The following is a 16,548-nucleotide window of genomic DNA, read 5'->3' on the forward strand; positions in this document are numbered from 1 at the left end:
TAAGGAAAAGAAAAGTTGTTTTGAGCTTTGACTGACTCAATGCTGAGTACTGAGTTTTGAACACTCAGCACTCAGTCATAGCTTAGGCAGTTGCAGCCACTTTTTCTGCTTTTTCTTCGTGGACTTCCTGCTTAACTGTCAGGTAGCGAATCACCTCTTCGCTCAAACGCATAGCGCGTTCTAAGGGAGCAATCAGGGTTCCAGGTCCAGTATAGTTAAACTGAATGTAGATGCCATCGCGGTGCTTTTTAATTTCATAAGCAAGACGACGCTTACCACGGTTTTGAATCTGGATATCTTCAGCACCCTGCTCCCGAAGCAAGTTTTGGTATTTCGTAATGGCTTGCTCTACCTGTTCCTCTCCGAGGTCAGGACGCAGGATGTACATTGTTTCGTAAACTAGTGACATGATTTTAGTCTCCTTATGGGCAAAGTGGCTGCTGATATTAATTTATACAGTAATTGTGATAGCAATACGAGTATTAATCAACATCTGAAGCAACAAGGAATTATAATCTTACCAGTTTTCAATTTGAATCATTAGCCAAATCGGCCCAAGTTCGGATCTCTGAGAAGAAATTGTCTTACAAGTGCTAAGAAGTAAGCCGATTCCCCTGCGGATTCGCCTTTAATTGTTCTTGTAATACAAAGTAAAACTCAGCAAAGAGGAGAAGAGTAGCTTTTTTCTGCTGTGGGAGAAGTTGCATGTAGCTTGCTTAAGCGTAGGGGTGAAGCTCGTTCGCGTTGTGTGCTGCAAGCAAGACTCATCCCACGGTGCTAACGCAGTAGCCAGACATCTGTATCTAGCGATTTCAGGCTATAGGCTCCACCGTTTACCGTTGAATCTACTGATTTCTTGAAGAAAAGCTGACCAAGGGTTTTTACAGCTAACAGCTTTTAATTGCATCCAAAAGGATATTAATCAAGGTTATGGCGCAGCGCTATGTGCGAGTTCAAAATCAAGAAGGACAAATCTATTATGGGTTACTACAGTTATCCCTTAATGTCCAGGTGCTAGATGCTCCGCCCTGGTTGCAAGGGCAACCCACTGATTTAACATTGGAACCAGACAATTATCAAATTCTGGCGCCTTGTGCTCCTTCTAAAATTGTGGCTGTGGGCAAAAATTATACAGACCATGCGGCTGAGATGGGAACTCCAGTGCCAAGTGAGCCACTAATATTTCTCAAGCCACCTACCTCGATTATTGCTTCTGAGACCGAAATTCAGTATCCTCAACTGTCGCAACGGGTAGATTATGAAGGAGAGTTAGCTTTAGTGATTGGCGATCGCGCCGTTGACTGCAAGCCAGAGGAAGCCCAAACTAAAATTTGGGGTTACACCATTGCTAATGATGTCACCGCCAGGGATTTACAAAAAAAGGATGGTCAATGGACACGAGCCAAAGGTTTTGATACGTTCTGTCCTTTGGGGCCTTGGATTGTCAGAGAATTAAATCCAGGTGCTAGATTACAGACTTTCTTGAACGACGATACCAACCCAGTGCAATCTTCCTGTATTGATCAGATGGTATTTTCACCTGATGTTTTAGTGTCTTATATCAGTCACGTGATGACCCTGTTACCTGGAGATGTGATTTTAACGGGGACACCAGAGGGTGTCGGTCCGTTGCATGTGGGCGATCGCGTCCGTGTGGAAATTGAAGGTATTGGTCGCCTAGAAAACATCGTGGCAGCCCGTTAGTTTGATCTAGGCACGAAATTTTGTGCCCAGTTATCGCACTTGCATATAAACGGCATCAGAAACTGCCGGGATTTCTGCATAACGACCGGTGAGAGACTGGGCTACAGAATAAACAACTGCTGCCACTATGCCTAAAAAGACGGTGCTTGCCACTGTTTGGACAGCAAAATCTACATTAGGGATAGCTACAATGCGGAGAATTATGCTGCACAAAAACACAATGATATCTAAAAGGATTGCCTGCATGGTGTTGAATCGGATGAAATGAACTATTTTTTCATTTCTTACCACCAAGAAAAATAAAGCAAAGAAAACAATCAACTGACCAAATTGTCCTAAGCTACCATAAATTTGGATGATAGGCTGGAGAGGCAAAAGTAAAACCTGTAGTACTGGGAATTGTCTTAACAAAGACACATAACCAAATACCAGCCCATCAATTAGGGGCAATAAATAAGGTAAGCAAGCAAGAATACGGTCCCAAACCGTTGTAGACCCGCGCCAAGTCATCGTGCGTTCTCCTGTGGCTAAATTTCAACAGTTACTAGAGCCTAGGATAACGCTTCTTATCAGTTATCAGTTATCAGTTATCAGTTATCAGTCACGTCTCATGGTGACTGAGCGCCTGCGTAGCAAAGTGGTGGGCTACCCTGCGGGATATTGCTACAGTCGGAGTGACCAGTGAGCAGTTCGACAGCCGCACTGTGAGACTTTGAAGGAAGTGTTAAATCCCCAACTCCAACTCTGATAACTGTTCACTGTTCACTGATAACTGATTCTATATGGGCAATCCGGAAGCCCATCATACACTCATACTGCTCTGATTGCTGCTCTGTAACTTTGTGTAGTTGTTGACCACATCGCAGTTGACCTTTACTCCAACGAGGTTGGCCGCTTCTGTCAGCCATTAAACAAGATTGGCAAACCTGCTTAGGGGCAAGGATTTGATCGTCGATTAACATGACCAGCATCCCATATCTCCTGTAAATCCTCATTACCTACCCACATTTCACCCAGGAGAGGATCGATCAGCCTTGGAGAAATCTCATGAGCAGAATTACTCGATGCTCCGCTTAGTCTCTAACTTGGGAAGAATAAAATGTGATTTTTAATACAAAGAACTACGAAGGTAACTTTCCGTGCTCTCTTTAGCAAAAATGTGGGTAATCGGAACTTAATCAAAATCGCTTGGTGGACTTTATTTCATTGTAAGTTGTGTATATTAAACGGTGTTTTTTTACGTAAAAAATAATACAGAAATTATTGCCACCACAGTTTAGCTGCCTGAGAATTTAGCAATGGGTATTCTAGTAATATGTACTCTTGATTGTGGACTGTTACCTATAGCAGTGGTCAGGTAGATTAGGACATAATCTGAGCATAAAATCCTGACAAAAAGGGACTTTTAAGCCTATTGCTTGCTATAAGTATGACATCCAACCAAAATCAATTGTGGGAAAAATTCTATTCAGGATTGCTGAAGTGACTAAAACTAACTCAGACTTTCTTAACTCCTCTGATCCAGCGATCGCTTCGTTAATCAACGACGAATTACAGCGTCAACGCGATCACTTAGAGTTAATTGCTAGTGAAAACTTTACCTCAAGCGCTGTCCTAGCGGCTCAAGGTTCAGTATTGACAAATAAATATGCTGAGGGATTGCCTGGTAAACGCTACTATGGCGGTTGTGAATTTGTCGATAAAGTGGAGCAATTGGCGATTGACAGGGCTAAACAGCTGTTTGGTGCTGCTCATGCTAATGTTCAGCCTCATTCGGGTGCCCAGGCAAATTTTGCTGTGTTCTTGACACTCTTAGAACCAGGCGACAAAATCATGGGGATGGATTTGTCTCATGGGGGACATCTCACTCACGGTTCACCAGTCAATGTTTCGGGAAAGTGGTTCCAAGTTAGCCACTACGGCGTTAGCCAACAGACAGAACAATTGGACTATGAGCAAATTCGGGAGCTGGCGCTGAGGGAGCGTCCTAAGCTGCTGATTTGTGGTTATTCGGCTTATCCCCGCATTATTGACTTTGCCAAGTTTCGCAGCATTGCTGATGAAATTGGTGCTTATTTGCTAGCAGATATTGCTCATATCGCTGGTTTAGTTGCTACTGGGCTGCATCCTAACCCTATTCCTCATTGTCATGTCGTGACAACTACTACCCATAAGACCCTACGTGGACCTCGTGGTGGCTTAATCTTGACAGGCGATGCAGAATTGGGTAAAAAACTTGATAAATCCGTGTTTCCTGGTAGTCAGGGCGGGCCTTTAGAACATGTGATCGCTGGTAAAGCTGTAGCTTTTGGTGAAGCTTTAAAGCCAGAGTTTCAGACCTATTCCGCCCAAGTGATTGAAAATGCCCATGCTTTTGCGGCACAACTGCAAAATCGAGGCTTAAAGTTGGTATCTGATGGCACTGATAACCATTTAATCCTAGTGGATTTACGGTCTATTGGTCTGACAGGTAAGCAAGCAGATAATTTGGTGAGTGGTGTGAATATTACCGCCAATAAAAATACCGTTCCTTTTGATCCCCAGTCACCATTCATTACTAGTGGTCTGAGATTGGGTTCACCAGCCATGACAACCAGGGGGCTAGGAGTAGAGGAATTTACGGAGATTGGTAATATTATTGCCGATCGCCTATTATCTCCAAATTCTGAGGAAGTTGCAGCTGATTGTCGGCGACGGGTAGCGGCGTTATGCGATCGCTTCCCTCTATATCCCCACCTACAAATTCCTGTACCAGCTTTAGTGTAGGGACTGGGGAAGAGGCAGGGGCAGGGAGCAGGGAGCAGAGGGGATAAGGTAGATAAATAATAACCAATTCCCCAATCCCTATTGCCTAGTTGCCTATTGCCTATTCCCCAATCCCCAATCCCCAATCCCCAATCCCAAAATGTAAAATTCTTATACTGATAAATGTTTAAAATTCAGTAGATATATTTAGAAACATCTCTCAGTTGATTTTTGTTTCATAAACTACTTACTTAATACACAGATGCCTGCTCAGATTTATCATCTGATTTCCTTTCTTGTCGCCGCCGTAGTCGTTCTCTGGACTACGCCTGATGTCAAAAACATTGGTATAAAAAGTGGAAAAGTAGATCAACCTGGTGGACGAAAAGTCCATCAGCGTCCGATGGTACGGCTAGGAGGAGTCTCAATCTTCGCAGGTACTATCACTTCTTTATTAGTTGTCTGGTGGTTGGGCGGATTTAGTGGCCTCCCACCGGAAAAAGAATGGCAAATCTGGGGTGTCACTTTAGGTGGATTTGGCTTTTTTCTCATTGGTTTAGCAGACGATTTACTCAATCTGTCCCCCTTAGCTCGCCTGGTGATGCAAGTTATTGTGGCATCTTGTGCATGGAAAGCAGGCGTCAGTATAGATTTTATTACCGTTCCCGCAATGGGGATAGTTTACCTCTACTGGCTGAGTTTGCCCATTACAGTCATCTGGCTGGTAGGGATGGTGAACGCGATTAACTGGATTGACGGTTTAGATGGGTTAGCTGCGGGAGTATCTGGAATTGCTGCTGTGGTGATGTTAGTTGTGGCGTTGTTTATGAACCAACCAGCAGCAGCTTTAATTGCTGCAGCGATCGCTGGTGCAGCCCTGGGATTTCTCCGCTATAATTTTAACCCCGCCCAAATCTTTATGGGAGATGGTGGGGCTTATTTTATGGGATTTACCCTAGCTGCCGTCGGTGTCATAGGTTTGGTAAAAATCCCGGCTTTTACCGCCGTATTATTGCCTTACTTGATTCTCGCTGTGCCAATTGTGGATATGTCGGCAGTGATTTTAGCGCGACTCCGTCACGGCAAATCACCTTTTAGCGCGGATAAACGCCATCTACACCATCGACTGCTAAATGCTGGTTTGTCCCATCGTTGGACAGTTTTGTTTATTTATTGTTTAACCCTATGGGTTGGCAGTTTAGCATTAGCTGTTGCTGGTATACCTAGTGGCATTACTTATGCATGTATTGCCACTTCATTACTTAGTTTCGCCATCTGGCGAGTTTGGAAACTTTCTCGATAATCTCTCAGAATTTTCATCATGAGTCAATGGGTGATGGAAAAATGAACAATCAGTGTGCTACTCAATTTCATAATTTTTATTCCCCATTCCCTATGCCCCTAATCCCCATTTCGTGGGGGACTTGAGTTCCCCATTCCCAAATCTTATGAGTGCAGAAATTATTTGTGTTGGTACGGAAATGCTGCTGGGAGATATCCTCAACAGCAATGCTCAATATCTGGCAAAACAATTAGCGCAGTTAGGTATTCCCCATTACTATCAAACTGTAGTCGGGGATAACCCAGAACGAATTAAGAAAGTTATCGAAATTGCTATTTCCAGAGCGCAAATTCTCATTTTCACTGGTGGTTTAGGGCCTACACCAGATGACCTCACTTGTGAAACCATCGCTGATTTTTTTGGCGTACCCTTAGTAGAACGCCCAGAAGTCATCGAAGATATGACTCGGAAATTTGCCCAACGCAGTCGAGTCATGACCCCTAGCAACCTGAAGCAAGCTTTGCTTCCCCAAGGTGCGGACATTTTACCCAACCCCACAGGAACAGCTCCTGGTATCATTTGGCAACCCCGACCAGGAGTAACAATTTTTACTTTCCCTGGTGTACCATCAGAACTTTACCCGATGTGGGAAGAAACAGTAGTTCCCTATCTGAAAAATCAAGGCTGGGGCAAAGATATTATTTTCAGTCGGAGTTTAAGGTTTTGGGGAATTGGTGAATCTGCTTTAGCAGAAAAAGTAGCTTCCTTGTTTGATTTGCCCAATCCCACAGTCGCGCCTTATGCAGGTAAGGGGGAAGTCAGGTTGCGAGTTTCTGCAAAAGCTGCTTCGGAATCAGCTGCAGAGGCTTTAATTTCACCTGTTGAGCAACAAATCAAAGAAATTGCTGGATTAGATTTCTACGGTGTTGATGATGATACCTTAGCTACCGTGGTAGGCCGGCTTTTACGGTCATCCAAGGAAACGCTTTCAGTAGCAGAATCTTGTACAGGTGGTGGTTTAGGGCAAATGTTGACCGAGATTTCTGGAAGTTCTGATTACTTTTGGGGAGGGGTAATTTCTTATGACAACTCTGTGAAAGTTGGGTTGTTAGGAGTTAACCCAGAAGATTTAGACAAGTTTGGCGCAGTAAGTGCTACTGTTGCCCAACAAATGGCTGTAGGAGTCAAAACCCGTCTCTCAACGACTTGGGGATTGAGTGTTACTGGTATTGCTGGCCCTACTGGGGGGACGGATACTAAGCCTGTAGGTCTAGTTTACATCGGGTTAGCAGGGCCTAATGGTGAAGTGGCTAGTTTTGAGCATAAATTTGGTGCTACCCGAAAGCGGGATTTTATTCGTCATGTGAGTGCGAATGCAGCGTTGGATACCCTGCGGCGCAAGTTGTTGACGAGGTAGGAGAAGTGCGACGCATTTTTTGTAGGCGCAGTAATGTCTAACGAGGCCGGGGAAACCCATTAGTGTCAACTTAAGCTAGAAATTTCAGTGTTGGCTGAATCACCCGCTAGATAATGAATTCTCTGGCTAATAGCTTAAGTCTACTGAAGTAGACTCAAAATTTTGCAGGATACAGCAGATTGAAAGTTGGTGAGGCACAGATAATCATAGGGCACAACAATGTTCATACGCGTCAACTTAAGTTCAAACGCTTATCCCACAGCCCTTTCACCCCACCCCTCAATCCCCTCCCCGCTGTTTCGTGGAGGGGAGGTTTTGGCTTTAGACAAAACCGGGGTGGGGTAACGCGGATCTTGATGGTAGGTGATTTAATTCACGCATCACGTCTTGACAAGGGTTTCACGTTAAGTTGACACCAATGAACAATGTTGTGCCCCTACCCGCGTACCTCATTTACCTGAAATAGAGCGATGTCTAATGACAAGCCGCGCCGCCTCTACGCACCCTTTATATTCAGTCCAAGGTCACTTGTTTGACAGTGATACTCATCATTTCTTCATCCTCACTATTGGGTGCAACTTGCGGTTTACTCCAAGCTGCTACTTCAGCAAAGCCAAGGCGATCGCACAATTACAAGATATCATTGACGAATTATACCAAGCTCATGACAGAGCCATTGAAAACAATGATTTTGATGATGCTAGCTTACTGGCTAGTAGAGCAGATAGACTTTATCAAGAGGCAGAAAATTTAGAAATTGTGATTACAGAACTGGAGGACAAATGAAAACAATTGAAGAATTAAAGACTCGTATTCAAGAACTCAGTAAAGAAGCTATTGAACTCAGGCGCAAAGGTTCTGAAGTATACCAGACTAACCAAGAGCAAGCCAAAAAGTTCAGACAACAGGCTAGAGAAGCTATGAACCGCTGTCAAGTGTTGATACAAGAATTGAAACGAACCCTGGTATAAGTAGAGAATTCGGGGAAAAAGATTTAACTATGCAGCTATGAGCAAAGTTCCTATTCTCCAACCAAATCAGTCTTACACTTTCAGAAACTACTTTGAAATGGCGTTTGAGCCAGAAGACATACTGGCTGAATTTGGCTACTCTTTAAAACGCTCTTCTCTCAATCTGCAAAAATCAGGCGCTGAACTAGACAGACTGGGCAATCTCAAATCTAGAATTGAGGAGAGTTTGCCATATATCAGTTTGACTAGTGAAGCAGCGCGGAGAGAATTACTAATTGCCCCCATTTTACTGGATGTTGTTCACTACACCCACGCCCAACTGAGAATCGAATATCCTCTAAATGTTACAGAACAGTTAAAAGGTTCCCTTGATTATTATCTCCACGCAGACCATAAACTCTTAGTTATAGAAGCTAAAAATGCTGATTTGGCAAGGGGTTTTACCCAGCTTGCTGTAGAACTAATTGCGATTGATGCCTGGACTGACTCTCAAGAGCCAAATTTACAAGGGGCTGTTTCTACAGGAGATATTTGGCAATTTGGTCTACTGAATCGAGAAGATAAACAAATAACTCAAGACCTCAATTTATACCGTGTTCCTGCTGACATAGAAGACTTGCTGCGTATCTTGGTGGAGATTCTCGGTGGTTGGCGAAGATAGCGATCGCATTCTGATTTTATTAGAGTGCGATCGCCTGTTGTGAAAAGTTATCTTAGTATTATTCAGCTTATTTAATTGCAGCTAAATCACGGTTTAGCTTTCTTTTGATAGTCGCTATTACCTGAGCTTCTTCTGGTGTAACTACCCCATCCAAATTAGCAATTTTGTGACATTGCGCTAGTAGAGGTACAGCAAAATCACTATTAACTTGCTCAAGTAACTTTTCTAAGGATGTCGGTGATGTGATTTGAGATGCGATCGCCTCAATTGATGAAGGACTAAGATTGGCAGCTTGCAAATCTGGCAAAATTTCTGCCCATGATTTATCTGGGTTACCAGCTAAAACAACATGAACCAAAATCTGATCCATAATCTTTTCTTGGGAAATCGCAGCTTCGAGATATTTTTCACTTTCTAACTGAGCATCTACTAATGTTGCCTGTAAAGTTAATGGATTTTGTTTTGCTTCATAAAACTGACAAGCTGCATAACCTAATGCATAAATCATCACTGCATTGGAACTAGCACCAATTACCGCTCCCATGATTGGCGCATTTCGCAATAAACCTAAACCTGCTCTAATAGCTGTTTTTCCACCTACGCCTAACCCGAAAATTGCAACAATTTCTGCTTTACGCTCTGAATTCTTTAAATCCAATCCATAAGCGGCTGCAATTTGATAAACTAACTCCACAGATAACGCAGATGTAGCAGCCCAATCGACTGCAAACATTGCTGCTGCTTGTCCTGGTAAAAGACTACTCGCAAGGCCTGTTCCTCCTGCAAAAACAGCCTTTTCTAACATGAGATGATGAGCAATTTCACCTGGTTTAGCATTTGGATGCTCTTGCTGTAACTTTTTCACAGCAGTCTCAGCCTTAACTATATCAACTTGTTGAATTAAGGGATTCAACCAGTCTTGATTTAAAGATTTAATTGCTAATTGTAAGGCAGGATTCTTCCCAACTATTGTTAGTGCTTGACCGGCGATTTGTGTGGCTTGGAAAGCTACATCACCAATTACACCCCCAACGCCGACAGCTGCTCCGGCAACACCTTGTCCAGCTTGAACTGCAGCACCACCCACTGCTCCCAATGCACCACCAATAGTCCCACCAACGCCGACAGCTGCTCCGGCAACACCTTGTCCAGCTTGAACCGCAGCACCACCCACTGCCCCCAATGCACCACCAATAGTCCCACCAACGCCGACAGCTGCTCCGGCAACACCTTGTCCAGCTTGAACCGCAGCACCACCCACTGCCCCCAATGCACCACCAATAGCCCCACCAACACCAACAGCCGCTCCGCCTACTGCTCCAAAAAATGAACCAAAAAAAGATGGTTGTTGTACAGATAATTGACTATCTACTGTTGTCTCAGTAATAGCAGTTGATGATTCAATTTCATTTTCTGTATGAGATATTAAAGCAGGTGAATTTGACGGTAATTCTATTGCTAATTCTTGTTGCCAATCCGGGAAATCCTCGCCTGTCTCTCGCCCATATATCTTGACTTTTTTGATAGATTCAATATTTAAGCTAATCAACCCATTATGAATTAGCGGAACTAATGACTGTTGTTCTGGAACTTCTTGTGATTCCAGCATGATCTGTAAGCAATCTTGTTTTAATGTAGTTTTTGCCGTAATACTGGGTAAGTTTAACCACTCATTTACAAGAGTATTAATCGCAGTTGTATCACCCTGTTTGGCAAGTTCTAGAATATTCGGCTGTGTCATTGTTTAGTAACGGTGAGAAAGTTATACCTTGTTCTAGTATTCCCACCCATGAAAAATTTATAACGCTATGATTCGTCCTCATCAACTTCATCACTCGTCAAAAGTGCTTGTGAACTATGACCGAATTTTAGATTTTAAATTTTGGATTGTGGGCGTAGCCTCTCCGTCAGGAGAAGATTCAAAATCTAAAATTTAAAAAGGTTTCAAGCGAACGTATTTAAACGCGAGAATAAATCTAAAATCTAAAATTAATTAACAAGCCCCTGACTTGATTCCTTGGGGTCAATCTAAAATCTAAAATCCAAAATCCAAAATCCAAAATTGTGTGACGCACATAAAGCACATAAACGGTGCGATCGCGAATTGTAAATAAAATACGATAGGTATTTCTTGACTTACCATAAATAAGTTGACGCACCTCTTCAGAAAAAACTTCATGTTCTAGAGCTAAGATGCAACGACGAGGTTTTTCTTGAAGAGATGCTATGGCATTCATTAAACCGCGAAACCATTGATCTGCATAAGCTGGGTTATACTCTCTCAGCCACAGATATGCTGCCTCAATTTGAGCATCTGCTGTCTGAGTTGTCCTAACTTGAAATGCCATATTTTTGCTGCATTTCCTGCTCAAATTCCGCAACAGGTCTTGTCCTACCTGCTTCTAAATCTTCCAGTCCCTTTCTGACTCCAGCAATCGTTTCCAGTTGTTCCAAAAGCTCTAAAAGTTTCTGGTATGACTCAGCATCCTGAACAACCAGTTCTGCTTTGCCATTCACAGTTAACACCACGGGTTTTCCACTCTCCTTCATTTGCTGAATAAATTCAGCAGTATTACGCTTGAAACTTGAGAGAGAGTGAATATCTCTAATGATGTTGAGCATGGCTTTGATGATGCATTAAATTTGCACTAAATTTGCACTAAATTTAATGCTAGCATTTGTCTATCCAATTGAATTAGTAATATTCGATACACTAATACCCTTAATATCAGCCAATCTACCCCCAGACATCAGCACAATTAATCAGGGGATCGCTTGCTGTATTCTTCACAGTTTGTTACAAAAGTATAAAGAACTTCTAGAGACGCAAAACCACATGTTCGGTGGACTTACTGGTTTACAAGATCCTAAAGGCACGGACTGGGGGGAGCGGATGCTCAACACAGTCGCTAGCCAAACGATTCGCCACCTATTTACCCAAAGCGAGTCAGTAGAAGTCTTTGTGCGCTGCTATCCCTCCAGCAAGCTCTTGCAAGGCAGCATTGACAGTTTTAAAATGAGTGGTCGCGGCTTGGTAATCAAGAGAGATTTTGCAGTAGAGGAGATGTCTTTTGAGACAGATGCGGTGGCTATTGACTTCGGGTCAGTTTTGAGTGGCAAACTGACTCTCAAACAATCTACTCAGGCGATCGCTCAAGTCATCTTATCAGAAGCAGGCATCAACCACGCTTTCAAAGCTGAATTGGTGACAAAGCGTTTGCTGAACCTCACCCTACCCAGCTTGACGGCATTATCAGGCGGGAAACCAGTTTCCTTTCCAGAGGTGCAGGTACAACTCTTGCCAGAAAATCGCCTGCGGATTTTGGCCAAGTCTGATTTAAATAATGGCGAACTGATCCCCCTAAGTATAATTGTCACCATAGCTGTGGAAAGACGGCGACGGGTTGCTTTTAAAGATCCGCAAATTGAACTTGACGATGTACCAGCCGATCAAAAAGAAATTTCCCAAACCTTAAGTATGGCACTGGTGGAAATTTTAGATAATATGGTCGATTTAGATCGCTTTGACCTTGATGGAGTGAAAATGCGGCTTAATCGTTTAGAAACTGAAGGGCAAAGGTTGATTTTTAGCGGCTATGCCGAGATTGAGCGTATACCAAGTAGCAATTGAGATAGCAACTCGTAGCATAATCTTATCTACTCTACCTCCCTGCTATAAGAAAGCACAAAATATTTAGGGGAGGTGGGAGTCCTTAGGAAAGTGTTTCCACACCTGAATAGTTAAGGATTTTCGCGTCAACAGTTAACAAAGGACACTCATAATTTCTGGCTGTAGCCACAATAATTTGATCAAAAGGGTCACTATGAAATCCACTTAATTGAGTTGAATCAACCACTATAGGTAGCGTCAAATTTAATAGCTGTACTCCGGGATAAGCTAAAGCTGCTTTGAGCCATTCATTAACTGAACAAGAAAAAACCAGCCGATTTTTTTCTACTAATTTGGCGACCTCCCAACAAGAAACAATACTTACTCCCAAACCCTGAGATTGATATTCTTCTATATATTCCCGATGTTTTTTAGTTAATCGCTCGTTATCGTCAACCCACCAAACCCAGATATGTGTATCCAGTATAATCATTGCAAAACTTCCCAATCTGACAAAGCGACGGGTTCTGTTGGGTCATCATAACGGACTAGTTGCCCGCGCATTGGATAAAGATTTTTTTCTGATTGGTTAGATCGTGCTTCTTGAGGCTGTGAAGTTTTAGCTTCGAGAATAATTACCTCCACCACATCCCCTGCATGAAAAGGTAAGCCCTGTAGCATCAAAGTTCCATCTTCAGTTAAAACAGCTTCTACTTTGTGAGCGTTCATCTTACTACTCCTATTTTTTAGTAGACTCCATTTGCAAATTAACATACTGCCTAATCAAAGGCTGAAGAGTAAAAAGTATTTGATTGTGATCGTTTTGATGGTCTTCGATTAGAGAACGTCTTCGTAAAGACTGTATAGCGCTAAATAAATCTATAGGCAATAGCTGTGTTTTTTCTAGTAATTGCGACATGGAAACCGCTTCAATATCTACGGCTAAACCAGAACCATTGATAAACAAAGATGCTGCTCAAATAATTATCGGTGTTTCTGTTGTGACGCTTGTATTAGGAGGTGTAGGATTTACACTTTCTTCAAGGAAAGGAGTCAGTTAAATCAATACCGGAATGTAACAGCAAGTCGGTAGTACAACAATCCAACTGGATAGCGCAAAATCTCTTCTATTTCTTTGAGCGCAATTTTCTATAGGATTAGTATTTGATTTCTGAAATACACGTAGGGTGGGCAATGCCTAGGGTGTTGACTTTGATGGAATTTCACGGTTTTTGTTCATACAACTTTTGTGTCATTGCGAGCGAAGTGAAGCAATCGCAAAGACTGGGATTGCGACCCTTCTCCTACTGAGACGCTGCGCGAACGGGAAGGCGGAGCCTACGTCGTTCCTCCTCGCAATGACTACACAAATTTTGCCTGAATTTTTATCATCTAAAAAGGCACAGAGTCAACACTCTAGGCATTGCCCACCCTACAAATACTGAGATTTTTTCAATAATCAAATCGGATTTCTATATTGCAATTCTAAAGCAGCAACCAATGTGACAAATTAAAAACCGCCTAGAAATTTATTTCTAGGCGGTTTTGAGCGTTATTCAGGTGACTTTCTACCGTCCAACACCTACATATTGGAACCCAGCCCTGACTAAAGTTTCCGGGTCGAGGAAGTTACGTCCATCGATAATCACGGGGTGGTTCATCAGTTGTGCCATCTTAGCGTAGTCTAGATGGCTAAACTGTTGCCATTCAGTGACGAGTACCAAAGCATCACAGCCATCAGCCAGTCGTTCAGCATCAGTTTCTACTAAGACGCCAGAAAGACCATGACGCAGACCCGTTTGGGAAACAATGGGGTCATAAGCTTTGACTTTAGCGCCCAGTCGGTTTAGCTGCTCAATCAGGTTGAGTGCTGGGGCGTCGCGTAAATCGTCGGTGTCAGGTTTGAAGGTCAAACCGAGTAGTCCGACGGTTTTGCCTTTGAGGATTTTCAGAACTTGCTGGAGTTTTTCTAAAGCTATGAGGCGCTGACGTTCGTTGACGCTGACAGCAGATTTTAGTAGCTGGGCTTCATAGCCATAATCGTCAGCAGTGTGAATCAAGGCGGCAACATCTTTAGGGAAGCAGGAACCACCCCAACCAATACCAGCTTGTAAAAACTTGTTACCGATGCGGGAGTCTAAGCCGATGCCTTTTGCTACCTGGGTGACATCAGCACCGACGCGATCGCATATGTTAGCAACTTCGTTAATAAAACTAATCTTGGTTGCCAAAAAGGCATTAGCTGCGTATTTGATCATCTCTGCCGAGCTAAGGTCTGTCACCAACACTGGGACAGCAGGTAAAGATTTATCATCAGCATAATGGCGTTCTACAATTGGGCTATATAGTTCTTGCATAACGCCTACTGCTCTGGGACTGTTGCCACCCAAGACAATACGATCGGGGTTAAAGGTGTCGTAAACAGCTGATCCCTCACGCAAAAACTCTGGATTGCTGACTACATCAAACTGAGCTGCAACCTCTGGCAATTTATCATCAGCAGACACCCCACCAGCGGGTACGAGTGTTTTTTGGCGTTCAGCAATCCCGTCGAGAACAATCATCCGTACCCAGTCACCTGAGCCAATGGGGACTGTAGATTTATTGACGATCACTTTATAACCACCGTTGAGATTTGACCCAATACCACGGGCTACAGCCTCAACATAACGGGTATCACTTTCGCCAGTTGGTAAAGGCGGCGTTCCCACAGCAATAAATAGAACTTCCCCGTGGGCGACTCCGGCGGCGAGATCGGTGCTAAATTCAATTTTCCCGTTATCAATGGCAGACTGCATAATTTCCGAGAGTCCCGGCTCGAAAATGGGCGATCGCCCAGACTTCATTAACTTGACTTTTTCTTCGTTATTGTCTATGCAAATCACATCATGTCCGATGTGAGCCAAGCAAGCGCCTGTAACCAAACCAACGTAACCAGTACCAATTACGCAAACACGCATTTTGTTTAACTCCTCGCTTTATTTAGGGTTTTTTCTTCAATTAAGAAGTTTTCAGCATGAAACCTATACACAGGCGGTCAACTCCACCGTGCTAGTAAAGGCTACGGATAGGGCGAGCCTGCGAAGTACAAACTAGTACTTAGCATCTCTCAGGAGCCTGACTCTTTAACATCAGTTTTCATCCGACTGCGGAAATCTTCTATTGTCAGTTTTAACCCCTCCTGCAGAGGAATGGTAGGTTCCCAATTTAACAAGGTCTTAGCTTTTGTAATATCAGGTTGACGACGGCGCGGATCATCCGAAGGTAGCGGTTCAAACTTAATTTGTGCATCCGGGTTCACCAGGTTTTGCACTGCTTGTGCCAATTCCAAAATGGTGTACTCACCGGGATTACCCAAATTTACCGGCCCAACGTAGTCGCTATTCATCAGCCGGATAAATCCTTCGACTAAATCGGAGACGTAGCAGAAACTGCGGGTTTGCGAACCGTCACCGTACACTGTTAAAGATTCACCCCGTAGCGCTTGCACAATAAAATTGCTCACCACACGACCATCGTTTTCTAACATCCGAGGGCCATAGGTGTTGAAAATCCGCACAACCCGAATATCAACTTTATTTTGTCTGTAGTAGTCAAATGCCAAAGTTTCGGCGATGCGCTTACCTTCGTCGTAACATGAACGCAGCCCAATGGGATTTACGCTACCTCTGTATTCTTCAGTTTGGGGATGAACTTCCGGATCACCATATACTTCACTGGTTGAGGCTAAGAAAAACCTAGCTTTTACACGTTTAGCTAAACCCAACATATTCAGTGTTCCCATCACATTAGTTTTCACGGTTTTGACGGGATTGTACTGGTAATGTACTGGAGAGGCCGGACAAGCCAGATGATAAATTTGATCCACTTCTAGCCGAATAGGTTCGGTGATGTCATGGCGAATGAGTTCAAAGTAAGGATGATTGAACCACTTAAGTATGTTGCCCTTATGACCTGTATAGAAGTTATCCAGGCAAATGATTTCATTCCCAGCAGTAATTAGCCGGTCGATAAGATGGGAACCGATAAACCCGGCTCCCCCTGTCACCAAAATTCTCATAGTTTCCTAGTGGTTTACAGATATTGCTAGTAGCTATTACGCCTATTTGTTAGAGTACCCAGCTTGGGTATAAAAACTCAGAAAGAACAGAAGCTAAT

General features: G+C 43.3%; 19 protein-coding genes. 8 read left to right on the plus strand and 11 right to left on the minus strand.

Annotated elements, in window-relative coordinates; genetic code table 11:
* Positions 1-82: 82 nt before the first annotated feature.
* Complete coding sequence (rpsF, locus tag CAL7507_RS18310; RefSeq protein WP_015129974.1) at positions 83-409, minus strand: 30S ribosomal protein S6; 327 nt, start codon at positions 407-409, stop codon at positions 83-85.
* A 521-nt stretch (positions 410-930) separates the two neighbouring features.
* Here rpsF and CAL7507_RS18315 point away from each other — a divergent pair.
* The gene (locus tag CAL7507_RS18315) at positions 931-1,704 is read left to right on the plus strand and encodes a fumarylacetoacetate hydrolase family protein (protein WP_015129975.1); all 774 of its coding nucleotides are present in this window, start codon (positions 931-933) and stop codon (positions 1,702-1,704) included.
* Positions 1,705-1,734: 30 nt separating this feature from the next.
* Here CAL7507_RS18315 and CAL7507_RS18320 read toward each other — a convergent pair whose 3' ends face one another.
* Both CAL7507_RS18320 and CAL7507_RS18325 read right to left on the minus strand, forming a co-directional pair.
* Positions 1,735-2,214 (minus strand): Tic20 family protein, encoded by a 480-nt coding sequence (locus CAL7507_RS18320; protein ID WP_015129976.1) that lies wholly within the window; start codon positions 2,212-2,214, stop codon positions 1,735-1,737.
* A gap of 245 nt (positions 2,215-2,459) precedes the next feature.
* A complete protein-coding gene (locus tag CAL7507_RS18325) occupies positions 2,460-2,675 on the minus strand; it encodes a hypothetical protein (protein ID WP_015129977.1) in 216 nt (71 codons plus the stop codon).
* 511 nt (positions 2,676-3,186) lie between these two features.
* Here CAL7507_RS18325 and glyA point away from each other — a divergent pair.
* The 6 genes from glyA (at position 3,187) to CAL7507_RS18355 (ending at position 8,780) form a co-directional block, all read left to right on the plus strand.
* On the plus strand, positions 3,187-4,470 hold the full coding sequence (gene glyA, locus CAL7507_RS18330; protein ID WP_015129978.1) for a serine hydroxymethyltransferase: 1,284 nt from the start codon (positions 3,187-3,189) through the stop codon (positions 4,468-4,470).
* Between the two features lie 241 nt (positions 4,471-4,711).
* A complete protein-coding gene (locus tag CAL7507_RS18335) occupies positions 4,712-5,752 on the plus strand; it encodes a glycosyltransferase family 4 protein (RefSeq protein ID WP_015129979.1) in 1,041 nt (346 codons plus the stop codon).
* Positions 5,753-5,897: 145 nt separating this feature from the next.
* Positions 5,898-7,148: a competence/damage-inducible protein A gene (locus CAL7507_RS18340; protein WP_015129980.1), complete on the plus strand. Its 1,251-nt coding sequence runs from the start codon at positions 5,898-5,900 to the stop codon at positions 7,146-7,148.
* A 477-nt stretch (positions 7,149-7,625) separates the two neighbouring features.
* Positions 7,626-7,934 (plus strand): hypothetical protein, encoded by a 309-nt coding sequence (locus CAL7507_RS18345; protein ID WP_015129981.1) that lies wholly within the window; start codon positions 7,626-7,628, stop codon positions 7,932-7,934.
* Positions 7,931-8,119: a hypothetical protein gene (locus CAL7507_RS18350; protein ID WP_015129982.1), complete on the plus strand. Its 189-nt coding sequence runs from the start codon at positions 7,931-7,933 to the stop codon at positions 8,117-8,119. Before CAL7507_RS18345 ends, CAL7507_RS18350 begins: the two co-directional genes overlap by 4 nt.
* Positions 8,120-8,156: 37 nt before the next feature.
* Entirely contained in the window at positions 8,157-8,780 is a 624-nt protein-coding gene (locus tag CAL7507_RS18355) for a hypothetical protein (protein ID WP_015129983.1), read from the plus strand.
* 67 nt (positions 8,781-8,847) lie between these two features.
* Here CAL7507_RS18355 and CAL7507_RS18360 read toward each other — a convergent pair whose 3' ends face one another.
* The 3 genes from CAL7507_RS18360 to CAL7507_RS18370 all read right to left on the minus strand — a co-directional run bounded on the left by CAL7507_RS18360 (position 8,848) and on the right by CAL7507_RS18370 (position 11,402).
* Complete coding sequence (locus tag CAL7507_RS18360) at positions 8,848-10,521, minus strand: hypothetical protein (RefSeq protein WP_015129984.1); 1,674 nt, start codon at positions 10,519-10,521, stop codon at positions 8,848-8,850.
* A gap of 235 nt (positions 10,522-10,756) precedes the next feature.
* On the minus strand, positions 10,757-11,128 hold the full coding sequence (locus tag CAL7507_RS18365) for a type II toxin-antitoxin system RelE/ParE family toxin (RefSeq protein WP_015129985.1): 372 nt from the start codon (positions 11,126-11,128) through the stop codon (positions 10,757-10,759).
* Positions 11,112-11,402, minus strand: a complete 291-nt coding sequence (locus CAL7507_RS18370) for a type II toxin-antitoxin system prevent-host-death family antitoxin (RefSeq protein WP_015129986.1) — start codon at positions 11,400-11,402, stop codon at positions 11,112-11,114. The genes CAL7507_RS18365 and CAL7507_RS18370 overlap by 17 nt, the downstream gene beginning before the upstream one ends.
* Positions 11,403-11,616: 214 nt before the next feature.
* On the opposite strand from CAL7507_RS18370, the gene CAL7507_RS18375 reads away from it, so the two are divergent.
* Entirely contained in the window at positions 11,617-12,411 is a 795-nt protein-coding gene (locus CAL7507_RS18375; RefSeq protein ID WP_201447910.1) for a DUF2993 domain-containing protein, read from the plus strand.
* Positions 12,412-12,493: 82 nt separating this feature from the next.
* Here the strand turns inward: CAL7507_RS18375 and CAL7507_RS18380 are convergent, their stop codons facing one another.
* From CAL7507_RS18380 to CAL7507_RS18400, 5 genes are all read right to left on the minus strand, one after another.
* Positions 12,494-12,883 carry a type II toxin-antitoxin system VapC family toxin gene (locus CAL7507_RS18380; protein WP_015129988.1) on the minus strand — a complete coding sequence of 130 codons (390 nt, stop codon included), beginning with the start codon at positions 12,881-12,883 and terminating at the stop codon, positions 12,494-12,496.
* The gene (locus tag CAL7507_RS18385; protein ID WP_015129989.1) at positions 12,880-13,119 is read right to left on the minus strand and encodes a hypothetical protein; all 240 of its coding nucleotides are present in this window, start codon (positions 13,117-13,119) and stop codon (positions 12,880-12,882) included. The genes CAL7507_RS18380 and CAL7507_RS18385 overlap by 4 nt, the downstream gene beginning before the upstream one ends.
* Before the next feature lie 10 nt (positions 13,120-13,129).
* On the minus strand, positions 13,130-13,357 hold the full coding sequence (locus CAL7507_RS18390; protein ID WP_042341404.1) for a hypothetical protein: 228 nt from the start codon (positions 13,355-13,357) through the stop codon (positions 13,130-13,132).
* Positions 13,358-13,958: 601 nt separating this feature from the next.
* Positions 13,959-15,350: a UDP-glucose/GDP-mannose dehydrogenase family protein gene (locus CAL7507_RS18395; RefSeq protein ID WP_015129990.1), complete on the minus strand. Its 1,392-nt coding sequence runs from the start codon at positions 15,348-15,350 to the stop codon at positions 13,959-13,961.
* 149 nt (positions 15,351-15,499) lie between these two features.
* Entirely contained in the window at positions 15,500-16,450 is a 951-nt protein-coding gene (locus CAL7507_RS18400) for a UDP-glucuronic acid decarboxylase family protein (protein WP_015129991.1), read from the minus strand.
* Positions 16,451-16,548 lie beyond the last annotated feature (98 nt).

The sequence above is a fragment of the Calothrix sp. PCC 7507 genome (assembly GCF_000316575.1).
Classification (GTDB): Bacteria; Cyanobacteriota; Cyanobacteriia; order Cyanobacteriales; family Nostocaceae; genus Fortiea.